The 21,418-nt window shown below is 66.1% G+C and carries 23 protein-coding genes; 12 read left to right on the top strand and 11 right to left on the bottom strand.

The annotated features are described in order from the left end of the window. Window positions 1–185 precede the first annotated feature (185 nt). On the top strand, window positions 186–425 hold the full coding sequence (locus N2605_RS19555) for a hypothetical protein (protein WP_036025554.1): 240 nt from the start codon (window positions 186–188) through the stop codon (window positions 423–425). Window positions 426–581: 156 nt separating this feature from the next. Here the strand turns inward: N2605_RS19555 and N2605_RS19550 are convergent, their stop codons facing one another. Then, on the bottom strand, window positions 582–1,049 hold the full coding sequence (locus tag N2605_RS19550) for a winged helix-turn-helix transcriptional regulator (protein ID WP_057029781.1): 468 nt from the start codon (window positions 1,047–1,049) through the stop codon (window positions 582–584). A gap of 119 nt (window positions 1,050–1,168) precedes the next feature. On the opposite strand from N2605_RS19550, the gene N2605_RS19545 reads away from it, so the two are divergent. After that, window positions 1,169–1,942 (top strand): SDR family oxidoreductase, encoded by a 774-nt coding sequence (locus N2605_RS19545; protein WP_260342082.1) that lies wholly within the window; start codon window positions 1,169–1,171, stop codon window positions 1,940–1,942. Window positions 1,943–2,003: 61 nt separating this feature from the next. Here the strand turns inward: N2605_RS19545 and N2605_RS19540 are convergent, their stop codons facing one another. Beyond that, window positions 2,004–2,612, bottom strand: a complete 609-nt coding sequence (locus tag N2605_RS19540) for an FMN-dependent NADH-azoreductase (RefSeq protein ID WP_260342081.1) — start codon at window positions 2,610–2,612, stop codon at window positions 2,004–2,006. Window positions 2,613–2,695: 83 nt separating this feature from the next. Here N2605_RS19540 and N2605_RS19535 point away from each other — a divergent pair, with 83 nt between their 5' ends. Further along, a complete protein-coding gene (locus N2605_RS19535) occupies window positions 2,696–3,136 on the top strand; it encodes a winged helix-turn-helix transcriptional regulator (RefSeq protein WP_260342080.1) in 441 nt (146 codons plus the stop codon). Window positions 3,137–3,278: 142 nt separating this feature from the next. Here the strand turns inward: N2605_RS19535 and dprA are convergent, their stop codons facing one another. Then, entirely contained in the window at window positions 3,279–4,421 is a 1,143-nt protein-coding gene (dprA, locus tag N2605_RS19530) for a DNA-processing protein DprA (RefSeq protein ID WP_260342079.1), read from the bottom strand. 91 nt (window positions 4,422–4,512) lie between these two features. Between dprA and N2605_RS19525 the strand changes: the two genes are divergently transcribed. Beyond that, window positions 4,513–5,757, top strand: coding sequence for an amidase (locus N2605_RS19525; protein ID WP_036025548.1), 1,245 nt, complete (start codon window positions 4,513–4,515; stop codon window positions 5,755–5,757). Here the strand turns inward: N2605_RS19525 and N2605_RS19520 are convergent. From N2605_RS19520 to N2605_RS19505, 4 genes are all read right to left on the bottom strand, one after another. Next, the gene (locus tag N2605_RS19520; protein ID WP_260342078.1) at window positions 5,749–6,939 is read right to left on the bottom strand and encodes a patatin-like phospholipase family protein; all 1,191 of its coding nucleotides are present in this window, start codon (window positions 6,937–6,939) and stop codon (window positions 5,749–5,751) included. The two genes, N2605_RS19525 and N2605_RS19520, sit on opposite strands and share 9 nt — an antisense overlap. A 310-nt stretch (window positions 6,940–7,249) precedes the next feature. Continuing rightward, complete coding sequence (gene plsY / locus N2605_RS19515) at window positions 7,250–7,846, bottom strand: glycerol-3-phosphate 1-O-acyltransferase PlsY (RefSeq protein ID WP_036015094.1); 597 nt, start codon at window positions 7,844–7,846, stop codon at window positions 7,250–7,252. A gap of 47 nt (window positions 7,847–7,893) precedes the next feature. After that, entirely contained in the window at window positions 7,894–9,195 is a 1,302-nt protein-coding gene (locus N2605_RS19510; RefSeq protein ID WP_036015131.1) for a dihydroorotase, read from the bottom strand. A gap of 5 nt (window positions 9,196–9,200) precedes the next feature. Next, complete coding sequence (locus tag N2605_RS19505) at window positions 9,201–10,148, bottom strand: aspartate carbamoyltransferase catalytic subunit (RefSeq protein ID WP_036015092.1); 948 nt, start codon at window positions 10,146–10,148, stop codon at window positions 9,201–9,203. Between the two features lie 225 nt (window positions 10,149–10,373). Here N2605_RS19505 and N2605_RS19500 point away from each other — a divergent pair, with 225 nt between their 5' ends. From N2605_RS19500 to N2605_RS19485, 4 genes are read left to right on the top strand one after another with little or no spacing between them, the layout of a single operon-like run. After that, on the top strand, window positions 10,374–11,720 hold the full coding sequence (locus tag N2605_RS19500) for an NADase-type glycan-binding domain-containing protein (protein ID WP_260342077.1): 1,347 nt from the start codon (window positions 10,374–10,376) through the stop codon (window positions 11,718–11,720). Then, on the top strand, window positions 11,717–12,490 hold the full coding sequence (locus tag N2605_RS19495) for a M15 family metallopeptidase (protein WP_109143512.1): 774 nt from the start codon (window positions 11,717–11,719) through the stop codon (window positions 12,488–12,490). The genes N2605_RS19500 and N2605_RS19495 overlap by 4 nt, the downstream gene beginning before the upstream one ends. A gap of 20 nt (window positions 12,491–12,510) precedes the next feature. Next, entirely contained in the window at window positions 12,511–14,154 is a 1,644-nt protein-coding gene (locus tag N2605_RS19490) for an acyl-CoA dehydrogenase family protein (protein ID WP_260342076.1), read from the top strand. Between the two features lie 23 nt (window positions 14,155–14,177). Further along, window positions 14,178–14,942 (top strand): CPBP family intramembrane glutamic endopeptidase, encoded by a 765-nt coding sequence (locus N2605_RS19485; protein WP_260347463.1) that lies wholly within the window; start codon window positions 14,178–14,180, stop codon window positions 14,940–14,942. A gap of 129 nt (window positions 14,943–15,071) precedes the next feature. Here the strand turns inward: N2605_RS19485 and N2605_RS19480 are convergent, their stop codons facing one another. Further along, window positions 15,072–15,995 carry an AEC family transporter gene (locus N2605_RS19480; RefSeq protein WP_225152456.1) on the bottom strand — a complete coding sequence of 308 codons (924 nt, stop codon included), beginning with the start codon at window positions 15,993–15,995 and terminating at the stop codon, window positions 15,072–15,074. A gap of 3 nt (window positions 15,996–15,998) precedes the next feature. Then, window positions 15,999–16,490, bottom strand: a complete 492-nt coding sequence (ruvX, locus tag N2605_RS19475) for a Holliday junction resolvase RuvX (protein WP_036025537.1) — start codon at window positions 16,488–16,490, stop codon at window positions 15,999–16,001. 47 nt (window positions 16,491–16,537) lie between these two features. Between ruvX and N2605_RS19470 the strand changes: the two genes are divergently transcribed. After that, window positions 16,538–16,753 carry a hypothetical protein gene (locus tag N2605_RS19470; protein WP_063676118.1) on the top strand — a complete coding sequence of 72 codons (216 nt, stop codon included), beginning with the start codon at window positions 16,538–16,540 and terminating at the stop codon, window positions 16,751–16,753. A gap of 58 nt (window positions 16,754–16,811) precedes the next feature. On the opposite strand, the gene N2605_RS19465 is transcribed toward N2605_RS19470, so the two are convergent. Both N2605_RS19465 and N2605_RS19460 read right to left on the bottom strand, forming a co-directional pair. Then, window positions 16,812–17,747 carry a cyclase family protein gene (locus N2605_RS19465; RefSeq protein WP_036015077.1) on the bottom strand — a complete coding sequence of 312 codons (936 nt, stop codon included), beginning with the start codon at window positions 17,745–17,747 and terminating at the stop codon, window positions 16,812–16,814. Window positions 17,748–17,948: 201 nt separating this feature from the next. Further along, window positions 17,949–18,839: a LysR family transcriptional regulator gene (locus N2605_RS19460; RefSeq protein WP_036025534.1), complete on the bottom strand. Its 891-nt coding sequence runs from the start codon at window positions 18,837–18,839 to the stop codon at window positions 17,949–17,951. A 99-nt stretch (window positions 18,840–18,938) separates the two neighbouring features. Between N2605_RS19460 and N2605_RS19455 the strand changes: the two genes are divergently transcribed. The 3 genes from N2605_RS19455 (at window position 18,939) to gatC (ending at window position 21,412) form a co-directional block, all read left to right on the top strand. Beyond that, window positions 18,939–19,919, top strand: coding sequence for an NAD(P)H-dependent flavin oxidoreductase (locus N2605_RS19455; RefSeq protein ID WP_225140110.1), 981 nt, complete (start codon window positions 18,939–18,941; stop codon window positions 19,917–19,919). 52 nt (window positions 19,920–19,971) lie between these two features. Next, window positions 19,972–21,048, top strand: coding sequence for an NAD(P)H-dependent flavin oxidoreductase (locus N2605_RS19450; RefSeq protein ID WP_036015068.1), 1,077 nt, complete (start codon window positions 19,972–19,974; stop codon window positions 21,046–21,048). A gap of 76 nt (window positions 21,049–21,124) precedes the next feature. Beyond that, window positions 21,125–21,412, top strand: a complete 288-nt coding sequence (gene gatC / locus N2605_RS19445) for an Asp-tRNA(Asn)/Glu-tRNA(Gln) amidotransferase subunit GatC (RefSeq protein WP_036025530.1) — start codon at window positions 21,125–21,127, stop codon at window positions 21,410–21,412. Window positions 21,413–21,418: the final 6 nt, after the last annotated feature.

The raw sequence follows: 21,418 nt of genomic DNA, 5'->3' as shown, positions 1-21,418 counted from the left end.
AGGACTCGGGTCGGCCGTTTCGACCCGAACATGGGTGGTGAGCGGCCCCCTGTCAAATCGTGGGGTGTTGAAAGGCGCCGCAATGGGAAAAGTTTCATATCGAAAAAGTTGCAGAATACCACCTTGGAGTTGCGGTTGATGTGGGCGTAATGTCCTGTCGGGGCATGGATTCGGGTGGGGTACTGGTGACCAAGCCAGGAAAAAAACGGGCGCGCGCCGGATCCGGCGCGCCGGGGGGCACGCGTCACGAGGAACCGGGGGAGGGCGGTGCCGACGAGGCCGTGGCCTTCATCGCCGAGCAGACCGGGGCCTTACGCAAGCTGGCCGAGCGCCACAAGCTGGACGTGCTGCATTATCTCTTAGGCATGACCAAGCTCGAGGCCGACGAGCACCTGCGGCTACGGACCAAGCGCAAGCTGTCGTGAGAGTGGCTCCCCGGTGATCGTGAGAGACTTGAGCGCCGCTCTCTCCCCGTCATTGCGAGCGAAGCGAAGCAATCCAGAGTCTTGCCGCGGTGGGATTCTGGATTGCTTCGTCGCAAGGGCTCCTCGCAATGACGTCGTGGGGGCGGTGCGCCACAATCACGCCGACCGACGTCGCGACGACGGTCGTGGCTTCAGCGTGGTCTCCGCCGGCGTGAGCAGGCGGCCATCCTCGGCGCGCATTTCCAGCTTCTTCACCGGACGGCCCTTCTCGCGATCGACCAGCATCGTCGCAATCTCCTCGGGACGGTCGTCGAACTCCTCGCTCCACTGCCGCAGCGCGACCAGGATCGGGAAAGTGCCGCGGCCCTTGGGCGTCAGCACATATTCCTGATAGGCACTGCCGTCGGAGGCGGGGGCGGTTTCGAGAATGCCGTGGTCGAGCAGCGATCGCAGCCGCGCCGCCAGGATGTTCTTGGCCATGCCGAGCTTGTTCTGAAACTCGCCGAAGCGGCGGACGCCGAACAGCGCTTCGCGGATGATCAAGAGCGACCACCAGTCGCCGAGCGCCTCCAGCGACCGCGCGATCGGGCAGGCATCACCCTCGAAGCTCGTCCGTTTCACCATCGTTCGTCCCTTCGCATTCACACGCCGCCAGCGCCGATCACGCGCTTGTGTGGTTGCATCATAAAACCAAATGGCCTAGATGGCAACTTAGTTTCATTATGCAACTACTGGAGGCGAGCGTGAGACTGAAGGACAAGACGGCCCTGATCACCGGCGGCAATAGCGGCATCGGGCTGGCGACGGCAAAACTGTTCGTGGCCGAGGGCGCCAGGGTGGTGATCACCGGGCGCAACAAGGAGACGCTGGCGGCGGCCGCGAAGGAGCTCGGGCCGAACGCGCTTGCGCTGCCAGCCGACGCGACGGACATCGCGGCGACGGAAGCGGCGATCAAGCAGGGCGCCGAGAAGTTCGGCAAGTTCGACATCGTGTTCGCCAATGCCGGCATCGCCGGCGGCACGCCGCTGGGATCGGCGACACCAGAGATATTCGAAAAGGTGATCAGCACCAATCTGACCGGCGTGTTCTTCACCATTCAATCCGCGCTGCCCCATCTCAACGACAACGCCTCGATCATCCTCAACGGCTCGGTAATCTCGGTGCTCGGCATTCCCGGCTACTCGGCCTATGGCGCGGCGAAGGCCGGCGTGCGGGCGATGGCGCGGATCATGGCTTCAGAACTGTCGCCGCGCGGCATCCGCGTCAACGTGGTCGCGCCGGGTGCGATCCGCACCCCGATCTGGGGGCCTGCGACCGCGACGCCGGAAGCCGAGAAGGCGTTCGAGAAGCGGATCGCACTGTCGACGCCGCTCGGCCGCATCGGTGAAACGGATCACGTGGCGAAGACGGTGCTGTTCCTCGCCTCCGACGATTCCGCGCATGTGCAGGGCCAGGAGATTTTCGTCGATGGCGGCGCGGTGGCCTCGCCGAGCGGCGCGCCGATCTATCGCGGCTGATCAAATCAAGCGAACCTGCTCGGGCGCAACATTCGCGTTGCGCCCGAAGTGTTAGCCACGGCTAGGCCGCGCTCAGGCTTGTTGCCGATTGGAGCGCACCAGCGATCGCCTTCTCGCGGTGCTCCGGCCCGAGTTGGATGCCGTCGGCCGGGATGAATTCGACGCCGGTGATACCCATGAAGCCGAACACCCAGCGCAGGTAGGTTTCGAGATGCTCGCCGGCTGCGTAAGGCGTCTCTGCTCCGTAGTGGCCGCCGCGCGAGATGGCCACGATCACCCGCTTGCCGCCGGCGAGCCCCTCCGGCCCGGCCGCGCCGTACCTAAAAGTCTTCCCCGCCACCAGGATACGGTCGATCCAGGCCTTGAGCTGGCTCGGAATGGTGAAATTGTACATGGGCGCGCCGATCACGACGATGTCGGCGGCCAGGAACTCCTCCAGCGCCGCCGCGCTTGCGGCAAGGTCGGGCCCGAGTTCCGCCGGCGCGGGGGCGCCTTGCGCGGCCGCCAGATGCGAGGCGGAGAGGTGGGCGAGCGGAGTCTGGGTCAGGTCGCGGTAGACGACTTGAAGCGAGGGCGCCGCCTGCCGGAGCCGGTCGACGATGGCGGCGGAAACCTGCCGGCTGACGGAGTGGGGGCCGAGCACGCTGGAGTCGACATGGAGGAGTTTCATGTGGGGTCACCCTGGTATAAGTTTGTAACCAGCGCTACATGTGTGACTATCGAAATCCCCGCAAGAACGCACTTTTTTGAGCCATGGGCACATCATTGAAACCTGCGCACACCGAATTGCCCGCAATGCTGCGGCCAAATCCGAGACTGGATACCAGGCCCATGCCGGATCCCAACCATGCGGATTGCCGTGGGGTCGCCTCCGTGCTGTCCCGCGTCGGCGACAAATGGAGCGTGTTCGTCATCATGATGCTGAGCGACGGGCCAAAGCGCTTCAACGAGCTCAAGCGCATGATCAACGGCATCTCGCAGCGGATGTTGACCCTGACGCTGCGCGGCCTCGAGCGCGACGGCCTCGTTACGCGCACGATCTTTCCGACCATCCCGCCGCGGGTGGACTATGAGCTGACCGATCTCGGCCACGGCCTCCAGCAGCCGGTGAAAGCGCTTGGAGAATGGGCCATCGCGCATCTGGAGCAGATCGAGGCCGCGCGCACGAAGTTCGACCAGCGCAACGACGGCTAGCGTTGCGCCTCGATAGTTCATCCCGTCATTCCGGGGCCTGAGCGAAGCGAGGGAGCTCGGAATCCATTTGGCCACAGATCAAGTGGATGAACGGATTCCGGGCTCGCGGCTTCGTCGCGCCCCGGAATGACACCTGGGGAGGCTAAACCAGCGACACCAATCCGCCGCCCTGGCGTTCGAGCTTGCCGGCGAGCTCGAGCTCCAGCAGCACGGTGCGCACGATCGCGGGCGAGGCGCCGGACATCCGGACGAGGTCGTCGATCGTAACAGGGGCAGGGCCGAGCAGGGCGGTGATCTGGTCGCGATCATGGCTTTGCGGATCGCTCTCGAACGGCTCGCTGTCGGGCTCGCCCGCGGGATGCATCAGCGGCCGCTCCATGATCGGCTGAACCGCGTTGACGATGTCGGCAGCTTCCGTGACGAGCGTTGCGCCCTGCTTGATCAGGTCGTTGGTGCCGGCGGCGCGCGGATCGAGCGGCGAGCCCGGGACGGCGAACACTTCGCGGCCCTGTTCGGCCGCCATGCGTGCCGTGATCAGCGAGCCCGAGCGGTGCGCCGCCTCGACCACGACGACGCCGAGCGAAGCGCCCGAGATCAATCGGTTGCGCCGGGGAAAGTCGCGGGCGCGCGGCTCATGGCCGAGCGGCATTTCGGAGATCGCAGCGCCGGCGTGGTCGAGGATCGCGGCGAGCAGGTCGCCATGCTCGGGCGGATAGATGCAGTCGTGGCCGCCGGCGAGCACCGCGATCGTGCCGCTCTCGACGCTGGTGCGATGCGCGGCCTGGTCGACGCCGCGGGCGAGCCCGGAGATGACCACGAAGCCGGCTTCGCCGAGCTCGCGCGCGAGCTGGCCGGCAAATTTGAGGCCGGCGCCGGAGGCGTTGCGTGAGCCGACGATCGCGATCATCGGCCGCATCAGGGATTTGGTGTCGCCGCGCACCGCGAGCAGCGGCGGCGCATCGTCGATCATCGCCAGCCGCTCCGGATAGCCGTCCTCGCCGGGCGCGCGCCAGGCGATGCCGAACTTGCGGCTCGCGGCGAGCTCGGCCTTTGCTTCATCCGCGCTGCAGATGCGCGCCGATCGCGCCGCGCCGCCGCGGCGGGCGAGATCGGGCAGCCGCTCCAGCGCGGCGCGCGGGCTGCCGAAATGATCGACCAGCGAGCGGAAGGTGCGCGGCCCGACATTGTCGGAACGGATCAGCCGCAGCCGGTCGATCCGCTCAGCCTCGGTCAGCTCCACGCTTGAATTGATGGCGTCCACGGCGTCTCCTTGCAGGGACAGCATGGAACAACCAGAGGGCGTTGCGCAACAGGGACGTGCGCTTGCACGACCTCGCTGCGATGCTAAAAGCGATGCCAATAAGAAGGATGTTGTCATGATCTCACTCGCCGACCTCCAGCGCCGCATTGAAGCGGGGGAGCTTTCGCCCGACGCCGCCATCGCTCAGTCGCATGCGGCGATCGAAGCCAAGGAGAAGGACGTTCAGGCTTTCGTCCGGCACGACAAATCCGCGAGAGCGCAAGCCTCGGGCCCGCTGCGCGGCATTGCCGTCGGCATCAAGGACATCATCGACACCGCTGACATGCCGACCGAGATGGGCTCGGAGATCTATCGCGGCTGGCAGCCGCGCGCCGATGCGCCGGTCGTGATGATGCTGAAGCGAGCCGGGGCCACCATCATCGGCAAGACCACCACGACTGCGTTCGCCTCGAGCGATCCGACGCCGACGCTCAATCCGCACAATACGGCGCATTCGCCCGGCGGCTCGTCCGCGGGTTCGGCGGCGGCCGTCGGCGCCGGCATGATCCCGCTGGCGCTGGGCACCCAGACCGGAGGCTCGGTGATCCGGCCGGCGGCCTATTGCGGCGCTGCCGCGATAAAACCATCGTTCCGGATGCTGCCGACCATCGGCGTGAAGTGCTATTCGTGGGCCCTCGACACGGTCGGCCTGTTCGGTAGCCGCGCGGAAGATCTCGCGCGCGGATTGCTGGCGATTACCGGCCGCACTGAATTCGACGGCATCGGTCCAGCCAAGGCGCCGCGCATCGGCGTGGTCAGGCAGGAATTTGCCGAAGCCGTGGAGCCGGCGGCAGAGGAGGGTTTGCTGGCTGCGATCAAGGCGGCCGAGAAGGCCGGCGCCCGCGTGCAGATCATCGATCTGCCCGAGGCGGTCAAGGAAGCCTGGCGCATCCATCCCATCATCCAGAACTTCGAGGCGCATCGCGCGCTGGCCTGGGAGTTTTCCGAGCGTCACGACGAGATCGCGCCGCTGCTGCGCGCCAGCCTCGATGAGACGGTCGGACTGACATCGAAGGAATACGACGATGCGCGCCGCATCGCCCGCCGCGGCCGCCGCGAGCTCGGCGAGCTGTTCGAAGGGTTCGACGTGTTGCTGACCTATTCGGCGCCGGGCATAGCGCCAGCCAAGGAGCTCGCCTCGACCGGCTCGCCCCGTTACAACCGGCTGTGGACGCTGATGGGCAATCCTTGCGTCAATGTGCCGGTGCTGAAGGTTGGCGGCCTGCCTGTTGGCGTGCAGGTGATCGCGCGCTTCGGCAATGATCCTGTCGCGCTGACTTCTGCCTGGTTCCTGGAGGACGCGCTGGCGAAATCACGCTAGCGCAGGTTCGGAGGGAGCACGGGCCTGAGCGGGCGCTGAGCCGGCTCTTGCACGTTGTCCAAGCCAACGTTCCGCGGCCTCGCGACCGCTCCGGTGCAGCAGGCGAATGAAGCCGCGGCCGAGATCGGTGGATGAGCGCTGCGCCAGGCCGTCAAGGGAGTCTTCCGCCGCGATCCTGGTGAGCCGCAGCGGAGAGGCCATGTGCGACTGCGCCCATTCGATCGCGGAGATCTCGGCATTGAGCGCGGCGTTCGCCGCGATCTGGTCGAGCCGGCGGTCGATCGCGGCGAGCGTGATCGGCACATAGCTGTCGCGCGTCGGCGTCACCTGGACCAGCAGCAGATCCGTTGCCGCCGTGTCCTGCACCAGGCGCAGCAGCGGCGGATTGCCGCCGAAGCCGCCGTCCCAATAGGCCTCGCCATCGATCTCGACCGCACAATGGACCAGCGGAGGACAGGTCGAGGCCAGCGCGACGTCGGCGGTGATGGCCTCGTTGCCGAAAATCTGCTGCTGCCCGTCGCGGATCCGCGTCGCCGCGATCAGCAGTTTTGGGCACCGCGCATGGCGCAGGACGGAAAAATTGATGTCGCGGGAGACCGCCTGCCGCAGCGGATCGAGATCGAACGGATCGAACTGCCCGGAGCGCAGGGTCGGGCCGAACGCGACCGAGCTTCCCGCCGGCGAAAAGCCGCCGATCAGCATCAGTGAGCGGAACGAGGCCTCGTGCATCAGCCGGACCCAGAACCGGTTCAGCCGGGAGCGTGCGCCTTCACGGCCGCCTTCGGCCAGGCCGCAAGCGAGGAGCAGCGCATTGATGGCGCCGGCGCTGGCGCCGCTGACGGTGTCGATCTCGATGGAGGTCTCTTCGAGCAGGCGCTCCAGCACGCCCCAGGTGAAGGCCGCAAAGGTGCCGCCGCCCTGCAGCGCCAGCGAAAGCTTTCGCGGCGGCCATTGCTCGGAACGCGCCCGCGCGGGCGCGACCGGTGCAGCCTTGGCGACGGCGACATCGAGCGGAGCGTCAGGCTTGACTGCAGGCTCCGGCTGCGGCGCTGGCCGTGCAGCGGGCGCGGGCAGCGGCGCGTCGGACCAGATATTGGTCGCCGAGAGCAGCCGGCTTGCTGCAGTGCCGGAAGCACCGAGCGAGCCGATCCCGTCATTCACGCCGACAATCTTCTCGCTCATTCTGAGCAACCGCCTAACGCCGTTTCCCGTATCAGGATGACAGGCATGGAACCAGTTCGCTACAGCCTGCCGTGACTCGCAGGAGAATTGCGAACAGGATTTGGCATATAATGCGGAAGGGGTGCGGCGGTATCCGTACTTTTTCCGACCTCAAATTCTTGTTTGAGGCGTTGTCGCGACGCGAACCGGAATCCAATTCGCTCGAAAACGCTCTAAAGCGCGATGCGATTAGGAATCGTCATCACGCTTTAGGTTATTGTTTGAGCATGATCTTTTCGGAAAACCGCTACGCACTTTTCCGGATCATGCTCTAGGCCTTCTCGCCGATCCGGCTTTCCTTGCCCGCTTGCAGGCGCTTGATGTTCTCGCGATGCGCGTAGAACAACAGCAGGGTCAGCACGGCGGCGAGCGCCGACAATGCGAGATGACCGAACCACCAGAGGAACATCGGTGTGATGAACGCCGCCACCAGCGCCGAGAGCGAGGAATAGCGGGTGGTGAAGGCGGTCGCCAGCCAGAGCAGGCAGAACACGACGGCGCCCGGCCAGAACAGCCCCAGCAGGATGCCGATATACACCGCGACGCCCTTACCGCCTTTGAACTTCAGCCAGACCGGGAAGAGGTGGCCGAGGAAAGCGCCGAGCCCGGCTACCATTGCGGCGTAGGGGCCTGCGATGTAGCCGGCGATCACCACCGCCACGGTGCCCTTGAGCGCGTCGAACAGCAGGGTTCCCGCGGCGAGGCTCTTGCGTCCGGTGCGCAGCACGTTGGTGGCGCCGATGCTGCCGGAGCCGATCGAGCGGATATCCTGGGTGCCTGCGAGCCTGGTCAGGATCAGCCCGAACGGAATCGAGCCGAGGAGATAGCCGATGACGAAAGCCACCGGCAGAAACGGTTCAAGTGCCATGGCGGCATCTCCAAAGGCCCATTCTCCACGTCGAACGAAGCCGCACGTCAGACATGCTCATATACCGTTCGTCCGCCGACAATGGTGCGCACCACCCGGCCTGTAAAGCGGGCCTCGTCGAACGGGGTGTTCTTGCAAGGCGACTTGAGGTCGGCGGGATCGACCACCCAGGGCACGTCGGGGTCGATCACGATGACATCCGCGGGGCTGCCGGCGCGCAGGGTTCCGCCCGACAGGCCGAGTAGCTCGGCCGGGCGGGTCGACATGGCGCGGATCAGCGTCTTCAGCTCGATCTCGCCATTGTGCACCAGCCGCAGGCCGGCCGGCAGCATGGTCTCGAGCCCGACGGCGCCGGGCGCGGCTTCCGCGAACGGCAGGCGCTTGCCCTCGACGTCCTGCGGATTGTGGTCGGACATGATGACATCGAGCAGACCGGAGCCGATCGCCGCCACCAGGGCGCGGCGGTCGTCCTCGGTGCGCAGCGGCGGCGACAGCTTCAGGAACGAACGGTAAGGACCGATGTCGTTCTCGTTCAGCGCCAGATGATTGATCGAGACCGAGGCGCTGACGGCGAGCCCGGCATCGCGCGCGCGCTGAAGGATGTCGAGGGAATCGATGCAGGTCAGCGACGCCGCGTGGTAGCGGCCGCCGGTGAGGGCGACGAGGCGCAGATCGCGCTCCAGCATCACGGCTTCGGCGGCATTCGGGATGCCCATCAGGCCGAGCCGCGAGGCAAACTCGCCCTCATTCATCACGCCTTCGCCGACAAGATCGGGGTCCTCGGTGTAATGCACGATCAGCGCGTCGAAATCGCGCGCATAGGTCAGCGCGCGGCGCATCACCTGCGCATTGGTCACGCTTCTGGCGCCATCGCTGAAGGCGACGGCGCCAGCGGCTTTGAGCAGGCCGAACTCGGTCATCTCCTGGCCGTGCATGCCCTTGGTGAGGGCGGCCATCGGCTGGATGTTGACGATCGCGGTGTCGCGGGCGCGGCGCATCACGAAGTCGACCGTTGCCGAATTGTCGATCACCGGCGAGGTGTCGGGCTGGCAGATGATGGTGGTGATGCCGCCGGTCGCGGCCGCCTGGCTCGCGGTGGCAAAGGTCTCGCGGTGGCTGAAGCCGGGTTCGCCGACGAAGGCGCGCATGTCGATCAGGCCGGGTGCGACGATCTTGCCGGAGCAATTGACGATGTCGGTGCCCTCGGGGACGCCGGCCGCGCCGATGCCGCGGCGGGTCTCGCGGATGCTGCCGTCCGCGATCAGGACGTCGCCGACGCCGTCGAAATCCCTGGAGGGATCGACGACGCGGGCATTGGCCAGCAGGATGGGGCGGCGATCGGTCAGCATCGGCATCACGCGTTCGGCAGGTTACGGGCGAGCGCTTCCAGCACCGCCATGCGCACGGCGACGCCCATCTCCACCTGCTCGCGGATCAGGGATTGCGCACCGTCGGCGACGGCCGTGTCGATTTCGACGCCGCGGTTCATGGGGCCGGGATGCATCACGAGCGCGTCCGGCTTGGCGTAAGCGAGCTTCTTCTGGTCGAGCCCGAAATAGTGGAAGTATTCGCTCGACGAGGGCACGAAGGAGCCGTTCATGCGCTCGCGCTGCAGCCGCAGCATCATGACGATGTCGGCGCCGTTGAGACCCTCGCGCATGTCGCGCGCGACCTCGACGCCCATGCGCTCGATGCCCGGCGGCAGCAGCGTGGAGGGCCCGACGACGCGGACGCGGGCGCCCATGGTGTTAAGCAGGATGATGTTGGAGCGGGCGACGCGCGAATGCATCACGTCGCCGCAGATCGCGACCACGAGCCCCTCGATCCGACCCTTGTTGCGGCGGATGGTGAGCGCGTCGAGCAGCGCCTGGGTCGGATGCTCGTGCGCGCCGTCGCCGGCATTGATCACGGAACCGTCGACCTTGCGGGCCAGCAGTTCCACGGCGCCGGAGGCGTGATGGCGCATCACCAGGATGTCCGGGTGCATCGCATTGAGCGTCATCGCGGTGTCGATCAGTGTCTCGCCCTTCTTGATGGACGAGGAGGCGACCGACATGTTCATGACGTCGGCGCCCAGCCGCTTTCCCGCAAGCTCGAACGAGGATTGGGTCCGGGTGGAGGCCTCGAAGAACAGGTTCACCTGCGTCCGTCCGCGCAGGACGGTGCGCTTCTTGTCAACCTGGCGGTTGAGCTCGACATATTCTTCGGACAGGTCGAGGAGGCCGCTGATGTCGGCCGCGGAAAGGCCCTCGATGCCCAGCAAATGCCGGTGGCCGAGGACGAAGGTCGATTTCGATGTCATTAAAAGCAGAGCTATAGGGGCGGACGGCGGGGGGAGCAAGCTTCAAATCCCGCCGCCGGACTTATCCACGGCGCTTTGCGGCGGAGGCGGCGCCGCCAGCCGGTGTTCGGGGCAGCCGCTTTGCGCTAGACTCGCAACATTGGTTGCGTCACGGGCTGGATCATGACGGGCACGCGGTATTTTAATCGACTGGCGCGCAATGTTGCTGCGCTCGCGACCGCGTGCATGGCTGGCCTTGCGACACCGGCTTGGGCCGAAAAACGCGTCGCACTCGTGATCGGCAACGATCTCTATCCGAACCTGCCGGCCGACCGGCAATTGAAGAAGGCCGCCAATGACGCAACGACCGTGGCCGACGCGCTGAGGTCGCTCGGGTTCGACATCGTGCTCGGGACCAATCTTGGCCGGCAGGGCATGATCGACCGGCTTGCGGATTTCACGTCGCGGCTCGTGCCGGGCGATACCGCCGCCGTGTTCTATGCCGGACACGGCGTTGCGATCGCAGGCGTGAACTACCTCGTGCCGAGCGACGTTCCCACTGTGAACGAGGGCGCCGAGGCGCGGGTGCGCGGGGCCTCGATCGCCGAGCCCGACGTGATCGCGGAGCTTCAGGCCAAGGCAGTGCGGGTCGCCTTCGTCGTCATCGATGCCTGCCGTGACAATCCGTTTCCTCGCGCCGCGGGACGTTCGATCGGGAACACGCGGGGGCTTGCTGACGCCCGGCCCGCGCGCGGGATCTTCACGCTCTATTCCGCAGGCATCGGCCAGACCGCGCTCGACCAGCTTGGCAGCAACGATACGGCGCACAATTCGGTGTTCACGCGGATATTTGTCGAGCAGCTCAAGCGGCCCGAGCTGCATCTCGGCGACCTCGCGGTCGAGGTGCGCGAGCGCGTGGCGGCGCTGGCGCTGACGGCGACGGATGCCGGAGGACAAGCAGCACCGCACGAGCAGACGCCCGCCTATTACGACCAGACGCTCGGCGGGCGCATCTTTCTCTGGAATGCGGAATCGTCGAACGGGGCGCCGAAAGTGGCGGGCATGCTGGTGAAGCCGCCGGCAAGGCCTGCGGTCGCGGAGCGCGCCACCATGCGTCCGCCGCGTCCTTCCGCGGCAGGCGAAAGCTGCGCCCGCAGCGGCTTCGAGACCTATTGCGTCAGCTCGATGCTGAAGCCGCAATTCGGCAATTCATACGGCGCAGCGAATTTGTTCGACGCCTCGACGGGGACGGCCTGGGTCGAGGGCGCATCCGGCAACGGCGTCGGCGAGTGGATCACCATCGAGTTCGAAACCGTGCGGCGGGTCAGGTCGATCCACGTGCAGAACGGCTACCAAAAAAGCCGCGACATCTTCGCCAAGAACAACAGGGTCCGCCAGATCCGCGTGCTGTTCTCGGGCGGCGAGTCGCAGACCTTCGTTCTCGACGACAAGCTGTCGGCGCAATTGCTGATGTTGCGGCCACCGGTGTCGGCCCATTGGATGCAGTTCATCATCGACGATGTCTGGGCCGGCAACAAATATACGGACACCGCGATCACGAAACTTCTGGTCAACTCGGATCCGGTGCAATGACCGCAAGGACCGGAACCGCGGCGCGCGTCGCGCTTGTCGTGCTGCTCGCACTATCGTTTCTCGTTCCCGTGCGGGCGCAGAGCTTGCCCGGTGACTTCGTCTATCTGCGCGATATCGATCCCAGCATCATCCAGGATATCCGTTACGCCACGTCGAACAATTTCGTCGGCCGTCCGCTCGCCGGCTACCAAGCAGGCGAATGCGTGGTGAAGCGCGAGGTGGGGCTGCGGCTGAAAGCGGTGCAGCAGGAGCTGGCGGCGCAAAATCTCTCGCTCAAGATGTTCGACTGCTACCGGCCGGCGCGGGCCTCGCTCGACATGGTCAAGTGGTCGCAGAACGGCCGCGAGACGGCGTCGGAGCGGCGCTACAATCCGAAGATCCCCAAGACCGAGCTGTTCCGCCTCGGCTACATTGCGAGCCGCTCGCAGCATTCGACCGGTGCGGCACTCGATCTCACGCTGGTCGATCTCAGGGCGGACAATTCTGCCAAATATGATCCAGCCAAGACCTATGCGGATTGCACGGCGCCGGTCGAGGCGCGGGCGCCCGAGGGCAGCGTCGACATGGGCACAGGCTACGACTGTACCGACCCGAAGGGGCACACTGCGGCACCATCGATCACTCCGGAGCAGCGCGCCTGGCGCAAGCGGCTGGTGGCTGCGATGGCCAGGCAAGGCTTTGTGAACTATTCGAAGGAGTGGTGGCATTTTTCGCTGCCGGGGGCAGGCGGGGCGGCCTATGATTTCCCGATCCAGCCGCGACGGAACTGATTCCGCGCCGAGGACGCAAAATGACCCAGCCCACATTTGCGACCCACGAGGTCTTCAACCAGTCGCCGCCGTTCGAGGACGTCGATCTTTTCGCCGTGGACCGGCCGCTGGTCGAGGCGGTCAGGTCCAATGGCGGCGCAGCGGCGGAGCGGGAACTGTCGGAGTTCGGCCGGCATTGGGGCTCGGCAGCAATGGCCGATCGCGGGCGCCTTGCGAACGAGAACACGCCGAAGCTGCGCAACTTCGATGCCAAAGGCAATCGCCGCGACCAGGTCGAGTTTCATCCCGCCTATCACGAGCTGATGGCGCACAGTGCGCATGCCGGCGTGCACAATTCGACGTGGATGGCGGACGGAAAACCTGCGGGCGATGCCACTGAGGTCATTCGTGCCGCAAAGTTCTACATGGCTGCGCAAGTCGAGACCGGCCACCTTTGCCCGATCACGATGACGCGCGCCTCCGTCGGTGCGCTGGCGATGCAGCCTGACTTGCTCGCGCGCGTGATGCCGGTGTTGTCGACCAAGAGCTACGATCCGAGCTTTGCGCCGTGGTGGCAGAAACGCGGCATGACGCTCGGCATGGGCATGACCGAGAAGCAGGGCGGCACCGACGTGCGCGCCAACATGACGCGTGCGGTGCGCGACGGGGACGGCTATCGCATCACCGGCCACAAATGGTTCATGTCGGCGCCGATGTGCGATGCGTTCCTGGTGCTGGCGCAGGCCGAAGGCGGGCTGACCTGCTTCTTCATGCCGCGCTTCGCGCCGGACGGATCGGTCAACGCCATTCAGTTCCAGCGGCTGAAGGACAAGCTCGGCAACCGCTCCAATGCCTCATCCGAGGTCGAATTCACGGGCGCCTATGCCGAAAGGGTCGGCGAGGAGGGCAAGGGCATCCGCACCATCATCCAGATGGTGCAGCTGACGCGGCAGGATTGCGCGATCGCCTCCGTCGGCCTGATGCGCTCGGGGCTTGCGCATGCGCTGCACCATGCCCGGCATCGCAGCGTGTTCCAGAAGCATCTGGCCGATCAGCCCCTGATGCAGGCCGTGCTGTCGGACATGGCCCTGCATGTGGAGGCGAGCACGGCGCTGGTGATGCGGCTCTGCCGCGCCTTCGACCGCACGCCGCACGATGCGGCGGAGGCGGCCTATATGCGGCTGCTCACGCCCGCGATCAAATACTGGACCTGCAAGAGCGCGCCGCCGTTCCTGTTTGAGGCGATGGAGTGCCTCGGCGGCAACGGTTATGTCGAGGACGGCATTCTGGCGCGCCATTATCGGGAGTCGCCGGTCAACGCGATCTGGGAGGGCTCGGGCAACGTGATGTGCCTCGACGTGCTCCGCGCGCTCTCGCGCGAGGGCGAGGCGGCGACGGCGGTGCTGCAAGCGCTGGCGGCCGAGACCAAGGGGCTGCCGGGGGCGGGCGAGGCGGCCAGCTTCATCGGCAAGACGTTTCGGCGCGCCGACGGCGAGCGCGTCGCGCGGCTTGCGGTCGAGAAGCTGGCATTGCTGGCCGCGACGGCCGCGCTCAATGGCGTGTCGCCGCGCCAGGCCGAATTGTTTGCCGCGACCCGCCTTGCGACGAACCATGCCAGCATGTACGGCGCGGTCGAGCTCGACAGCGCCGACGTGCGCGCGCTGCTGGATCGGGCGCTGCCGTGAATCTCCAAAACGAAAGCCTGCTGATGGACTCCCTCAATCCCGATCATCCGCCGCTGACCGCGACGCCGGCGGCGCCGCGTGTCTGGAAGTTCTGGGGCACGGCGGTGTGGGGCCTCTTCATCTTCGTTGCGATGTTCGTCGGTCAGATCGGCGCCGTCCTTCTGCTGGCGGCGCAGCGCGGTCTTCCCATGGATCTCGCCTCGCTTCAGCTCGTCGGCCGTGAGCCGCAGACGCTCGCGCTCTCGGTCATCATGGGCCTGCCGGCGACGCTGGCCGCGGTCTGGCTCGCCGTTCGCATCAAGAAGGCGTCGTTCGTCGACTATCTCGCGCTGCATTGGCCGTCCTGGAAGCAGCTGCTGTTCGGCGCCGTCGGCCTCATCCTGATCGTGCTGCTCTGGGAAACGATGTCGCGCGCGCTCGGCCGCGAGGCGACGCCGGGCTTCATGACCGATCTGTTGAAAACGGGCCGTGACAAGGGCGCCGCGCTGCTGCTGCTCGCCGCGTTCGCTGTGGCGGCGCCGATGTCGGAAGAGGTACTGGCGCGAGGCTTCCTCTATCGTGGCTGGTCGGCGAGCTTCCTGCGCGCACCCGGCGCGATCCTGCTGTCGTCGCTCGTGTGGACAATCGTCCATCTGCAGTACGACATGTACTTCCTCGCCGAAGTCTTTGCCATCGGCCTGTGGTTCGGCTACATGCGCTACCGCTCCGGCTCGCTGTGGCTCACCATCGTGCTGCACGCGCTGAATAATCTCACCGCGGTGGTGCTGACGATGTGGCTGGGGAGCTAGGCCGCAACTTCGTCATTGCGAGCGCAGCGAAGCAATCCATAATCTCTCCGCCGCGGCAGTCTGGATTGCTTCGTCGCAAGAGCTCCTCGCAATGACAAGGTCAGAGAGGTGCGCTCGAATTGACGAGTGCTAGGCCGCCAGCGCGATCGCGATCGGCATTGTAATGGCTGCAAAGATCGTCTGCAGCGTGATGATCTGCGCCAGCAGGGGGGCGTCGCCGCCCATCTGGCGGGCGAGGACATAGGCGCTGGACGATGTCGGCACAGCCGAGCAGATCGCCACGATCGCCAGGCTGTTGCCGGAAAGCCCGAACCAGAGACCGAGCCCCATCGCGAGCGCGGGCATCAGCAAGAGCTTGAAAACAACACCGACGGCTGCGCCGAGGCTTGGACGGAAGAGCCCTTCGAGATGCAGTCCTGCGCCGGTGACGAGCAGGCCGATGGCGAGGGAGGAACTGCCGAGTGCGTCTGCAACCTCATGCCAGAGCCTTGGCAACGGCAGATGGGTGACATTGACAGTAAGGCCGATGATGCAGGCCCAGATCAAGGGATTGCGCACCAATGTCATGACGATGGCGCGGCCGGATTGCTTTTCCGGCGATGCGTAACGAGCGAGCACCGACACGCTGAACACGTTGACGAGCGGGATGATCGCCACCATCGCAACGGAGGCGAGCGCCAGCCCGACATCGCCGAACAGATTGGCGGCGATCGACAGCGCAACGAAGGTCTGCCAGCGCGTCGCCCCCTGGAAGATCGAGGTGAAGGCGGGGCCGTCGATGCCGAGCCGGGACAGGGCCGGGCGCAATGCGAGGCAGAGCAGCGACATCGCCAGCGCCGACAGCAGCAGCGCGCCGCCGACGCCGGCGACCGGCACCTTGGAGAGGTCGGCTTTTACCAGGGTCTGGATCAGCAGCATCGGAAACAACACGAAATAGGTCAGCTGCTCCAACCCGTGCCATTGCGTGTCGAGTCGCATCAGGCTGCGCTTCAGCACGATGCCGAGCACGATCAGGATGAAGACCGGCAGCAGCGCCGCGATGACGACGGCCATGGATCAGTCCGGTCCCGGGCTCGTGCGAAGATTGGCAAGGCGATCGAGCGCGCCTTGCAGGATGAAGATCGCGGCGTGCTCGTCGATCACCTCGGCGCGCTTGGCGCGGCTGACGTCCATGCCGATCAGCTCGCGCTCGACCGCCGCGGTCGAAAGACGTTCGTCCCAGAGACCGATGGGCAGCGCGGTCAATCCGGCCAGATTGCGCGCGAAGGCGCGGGTCGATTGCGCGCGCGGGCCTTCGCTGCCGTCCATGTTGATGGGCAGGCCCAGCACGAAGCCGACCACCTTGCGCTCGGTGGCGATGGCCAGCAGCCTGGCGGCATCCTGCTTGAACTGCTTGCGCTGGATCGTCTCGACTCCGGTCGCCAGCCGCCGGTCCGGGTCGGACACCGCAACGCCGATGGTCTTCGTGCCCAAATCGAGGCCGACCAGCGCGCCGCGCGCGGGCCAGTGGGTTGCAGCATCGATGAGAGGCAGGATAGGAGCCGGCATGGCTTTAGCGCATATCATGCGTCGCGCTGCGGGGTGAACTGATAACCATGGATGCACTGACACTATTCGGCCTGTTTGCCGTGACGGCGATGCTGGTCTGCTATGCCCTGGAGGATCGCAGCCACTGGTTCGTGCTGCTGTTCGCGGCGTCCTGCGCGCTGGGGTCGGCCTATGGCTTCCTGCAAGGCGCCTGGCCGTTCGGCCTGGTCGAGGCGATCTGGGCCATCGTGGCATTGCGGCGGTGGCATCTGAGGCCGCGGTGACGAAGGGGTGGGCGAGGGGCCTGCCGCGCGGCAAGCGGCTCCTCGCCCGGTTTTCAGCTCAGCGGATCGCGATCGGGTTGATCATGGCCTGCACGGCGCCGGTCCAGCGCGGCTGGCCCAGCACGAACAGGAATTCATAGCCCTTGTCGCGCGCGAGCGCCGCCGTGTCCATGTTCTCGAGGATATAGGTCCCGTTCATCGCGAGCAGAATCTGGTGGACCTCGAACACGGTCTTGCCTTCGAACGGAAGCACCTCGAGCCCCCAGGTGTCGGCGCCGACCGCGACGACGCCCTTGCCGGCGAGGTACTTCGCGCCTTCGACGCCGAGGCCGGGCTCGCCGGCCGAGTAGCGCTTGTCGTCCTTGCCGATCAGGCTGAGCCAGCCGGTGTGGAAGATGACGACATCGCCCTGGCGGATCTCGACGTTCTGCTGCTTGGCGGCTTCCTCGATCTCCTTGACGTTGAAGGCGGTGCCTTCCTTCACCACGTCGGTCTTGAAATAGGCGGCCATGTCGAGCAGCACGCCGCGGGCGACCATCGGCGGCACCTTCTCGATGCCGAGCTTCTTCAAGCCATTGGGATCGGCGAAATCGGCCAGCTTGTTGCCGTTGTAGTAGACGTGCTCGACGCCGAGATGGCCGAGCCCGTCGAGCTGACTGCCGATGCCGACCCAGCTGTCGAGGATGTCGTCGTTGTAAGTGGCCTTGTTCGGACCGAGACCCGGGGTGCCGGCCTGTCCGGGCTGCACGATGGTGAGCTTGAAGGTGCGCGGCGGGTAGGCGGGCGTCTGCGGCGTGACGGGGATGCCCAGAGCGTAGGTCTTGCCGGTCTTCACCAGCGATGCCGCCTTCACCACGAGCTCGGGCGTCATGTAGTTGGCGGCGCCGATCTCGTCGTTCGGCCCCCATTTCGATTTGGTCCAGTCCTGTGCGCTTGAAGTTCCTGAAATCGCCGACAACGCGGCGACGCAGCACAACACGAGCGTATTGCGCATCAATAGTCCTCCCGATGTTTTCTGCCGATGTTTTGGCTTCGTTTATGGTTTCGCGCTGGCCAGTCACTTATCCTAACGTAGAAGAAGCGCGGGCTTCAAAGCTTTTCGAAGTGCTGCGCTGCGATGGCAGGGCGCAGCGCGAATCGATTCAAACGCGATGGATTTGTGACGAATTTCGTAGCGTGGAACGTTGGCGCTCCGTCATGCTGCGATGACGTCCTCGTCCTTCTTCAGGCAATCGGCAAAACCGCTCAGCGCACTGTATTGATGTCCGGCGCGGCGCTGGATGAAGAGTGTCTCGACACGTGCATGTGACGGGCTCAGCGTGTGGACGGCGACGGCGCCGTTCATCGCGCTGCGTTCCACGACGGCGCGCGGCAGCAGCGTCACGCCCATGTCGGCGGCGACGCAGCCGATCATGCCGTCGAGCGTGCCGAGCTCGAAGCGCGCCGCCGATGGCCAGCCGAATTCGACGAAGATCTGTTCGAGCCGCTGGCGATAGGTGCAGCCGGTGCGGAACACCAGCGCGGTCGGACCCGACTCCGGCGTGCCGGCGCGCAGCTCGGCGAGCGAGGCCCAGCGGCGCGCGCTGACCAGCACCAGCTCTTCGCGGAACGCGCTCGTCGCGGTGAGGTCGTCATGCGTGATGGGTCCAGCGACGAAGGCGCCGTCGAGCGTGCCGTCGAGCACGAGGGCGACGAGGTCGGCGGTCGGCGCGGTGCGCAACGAAAGGCGCACGGCCGGGAAGCGGCGGTGGAAATCGGCGAGCAGCGGCGGCAATCGCACGGCTGCCGTGGTCTCCATCGATCCGATCGCGAGCGGTCCTTTCGGCTCGCCATCGTCGCGCGCGGCGAGCAAGGCTTCGCGCGACAGCGCTGCCATCTTTTGCGCATAGGGGAGGAGGCGCTTGCCGGCGCCGGTCAGCGTCATGCCGCGCGAGTGCCGCTCGAACAGCGGCGTGCCGATCTCCGCCTCCAGCGCCTTCACGCGCTGGGTGACGTTCGACTGCACGGTGTTGAGCTCCTCGGCGGCGCGGGTGATGCCGCCGGTGCGGGCGACGGCGGCGAAGGTCTTGATATCGCTGAGTTCCATGGTGTCGTTTCGCTTTTGAGATGGCAGCGTTCGCAACAATTCAATTTTCGAGAATGCTAGTCGCGCCTAGTCTCGCTGTCCAGATCGGGGAGGAGCCGTATGCCGATGACGACGTCGCTGACCACGCTGCTGGGGATCGAGCATCCGATCCTGCTGGCGCCGATGGATGTCATTGCCGGCAGCCGCCTGGTCGCGGCGGTGAGCCGCGCCGGCGGGTTCGGCATTCTTGGCGGCGGCTATGGCGAACGGATCTGGCTGGAGCAGGAGACGGCGAAGCTCGCCGACCTCAGTGCACCGTTCGGGATCGGCTTCATCACCTGGAGCCTCGCCAAGCGGCCCGAGCTTCTCGATGTCGCGCTCGCTGCAAAACCAGTTGCGATCATGTTGTCGTTCGGCGATCCGGCGCCGTTCGCGCCCAAGATCAAGTCCGCCGGCGCGCGCCTGATTTGCCAGGTGCAGGACGAAGCGATGGCGCGGCAGGCGCTCGATGCCGGTGCTGACATCCTGATTGCGCAAGGCACGGAGGCGGGCGGTCATGGCGCTTCGCGCACCACTGTCGATCTCGTGCCCGCCATCGTCGATCTCGTCGCGGGGCACGTTCCAGTGGTGGCGGCTGGCGGCATCGCGGATGGGCGCGGCCTAGCGGCCATGATGATGATGGGCGCGAGCGGCGTGCTGCTCGGCACGCGCTTCTATGCCAGCCAGGAGGCCGACGGTGCGGAGGAGGCCAAGCGCCGCATCTGCGCGGCGAACTCCGGTTCGACCGTGCGCGGCATCCTCTTCGATCTCTCCCGCAACAATGTCTGGCCGGCGCCGTTTACCGGGCGGTGCCTGGTCAACGATCATGCCAAGCGCTGGATCGGCCGCGAGGTCGAGCTGATGCAGAATGTTGCCGCAGTCGCTTCCGAGTATGCGGCAGCAAGGGCGGCGGGCAATTTCGATGTCGCGGCCGTGATCGCCGGCGAGGCGGTTGGGTTGATTCATGATATCCCACCGGCGGCGGAGATCGTCGAGCGGATTGCGGCGGAGGCGGAGCAGTTGATCGCCGGGCGGAGAAACTCGGCGGTGGCAGCGGCGTAGACTTCCTACCCTCCAGGGGAGGGTAAGAAAGAGAAAGAACGAGAGAACAACCATGTGGCCTGACCGTCGACTGATCGATCTTTTCAAGACCGAATTCCCGATCGTGCTGGCGCCGATGGCTGGCGTGATGGATGCGGAGCTGGTGATTGCGGCTGCGCAGGGCGGGGCGCTGGGGTCGCTGCCGTGTGCGATGATCTCGCCGGAGAAGGCGCGCGAGCAGGTTGGTCTCATCCGCCAGCGCGTCAAGGCGCCGGTCAACATGAACTTCTTCTGCCACACGCCGGTCGAGTTGACGCGCGAAGCCGAGGCGCGGTGGAAGCAGCGGCTCGCGGGGTACTATTCCGAGCACAGTCTCGATCCCTCCGCGCCGATCGCGGCTGCGAACCGCGCGCCGTTCGATGCAGCGTTCTGCGAAGTGGTCGAGGAGCTGAAGCCGGAGGTCGTCAGCTTCCATTTCGGCCTGCCGGAGCAAGCGCTGCTGCGGCGCGTCAAGGCGGCGGGTTGCCTCGTCATCTCGTCCGCGACGACGGTGAAGGAGGCGGTCTGGCTGGAAGAACACGGCGTCGATGCCGTGATCGCGCAAGGTGCCGAGGCGGGCGGCCATCGCGGCATGTTCCTGACCGACAAGATCGCCGAGCAGCCCGGCACCTTCGCGCTGGTGCCGCAGGTCGTCGATGCCGTGAAGGTGCCGGTGATCGCGGCGGGCGGCATCGCCGACGGACGCGGCATTGCCGCAGCCTTCGCCCTCGGTGCCGCCGGCGTGCAGATCGGCAGCGCCTATCTGCGCTGCCCGGAATCCAAGCTCAGCGCGGGCGGCCGCAAGGCGCTGGCCGAGGCGCGGGACGATTCCACCGTCATCACCAATGTCATGACCGGCCGGCCTGCGCGCGGGGTGCAGAACCGGCTGATGCGCGAGGCCGGTCCGATCTCGCCGGATGCGCCGCCGTTTCCCCACGCCGCGACGGCGCTGGGGCCGCTGAAAGCGGCTGCCGAAAAGCAGGGCAGGGTGGATTTCACCAATCTCTGGGCAGGGCAGGCCGTTGCGCTGGGCCGCGAGCTTCCCGCCGCCGAATTGACCCGGGATCTCGCCAAATCGGCGCTGGGGCGCATGAAGGCCCTCGCCGGATAGGGGGAAGCGCCGGTTGCGGCGCAAAACCGGCCTCTGCTATACGGCACATAGGTTTTGCCGTAAGAGGCCTTATATAATGTCCGTCGACGCCGCTACCGTCCGCCGCATCGCGCATCTGGCGCGCATTGCGGTTTCCGAGGGCGAGGTTCCGCATCTGCAGGGCGAGCTCAACGCCATGCTCGCTTTCGTCGAGCAGCTCTCGGAGGTCAATGTCGAGGGCGTGGAGCCGATGACCTCGGTCACCCCGATGCAGATGAAGAAGCGGCAGGACGTGGTCGACGACGGCGGGATCGCCGACGATATCGTTGCCAACGCGCCCGCGACCGAAGGTCACTTCTTCCTGGTGCCGAAGGTCGTTGAATAAACAGGT

The sequence above is a fragment of the Bradyrhizobium yuanmingense genome, assembly GCF_025200905.1.
GTDB classification, from domain to species: Bacteria; Pseudomonadota; Alphaproteobacteria; order Rhizobiales; family Xanthobacteraceae; genus Bradyrhizobium; species Bradyrhizobium yuanmingense.
Note: the sequence above shows the minus strand (reverse complement) of the source record. Positions and strands in the feature narration are given on the sequence as shown.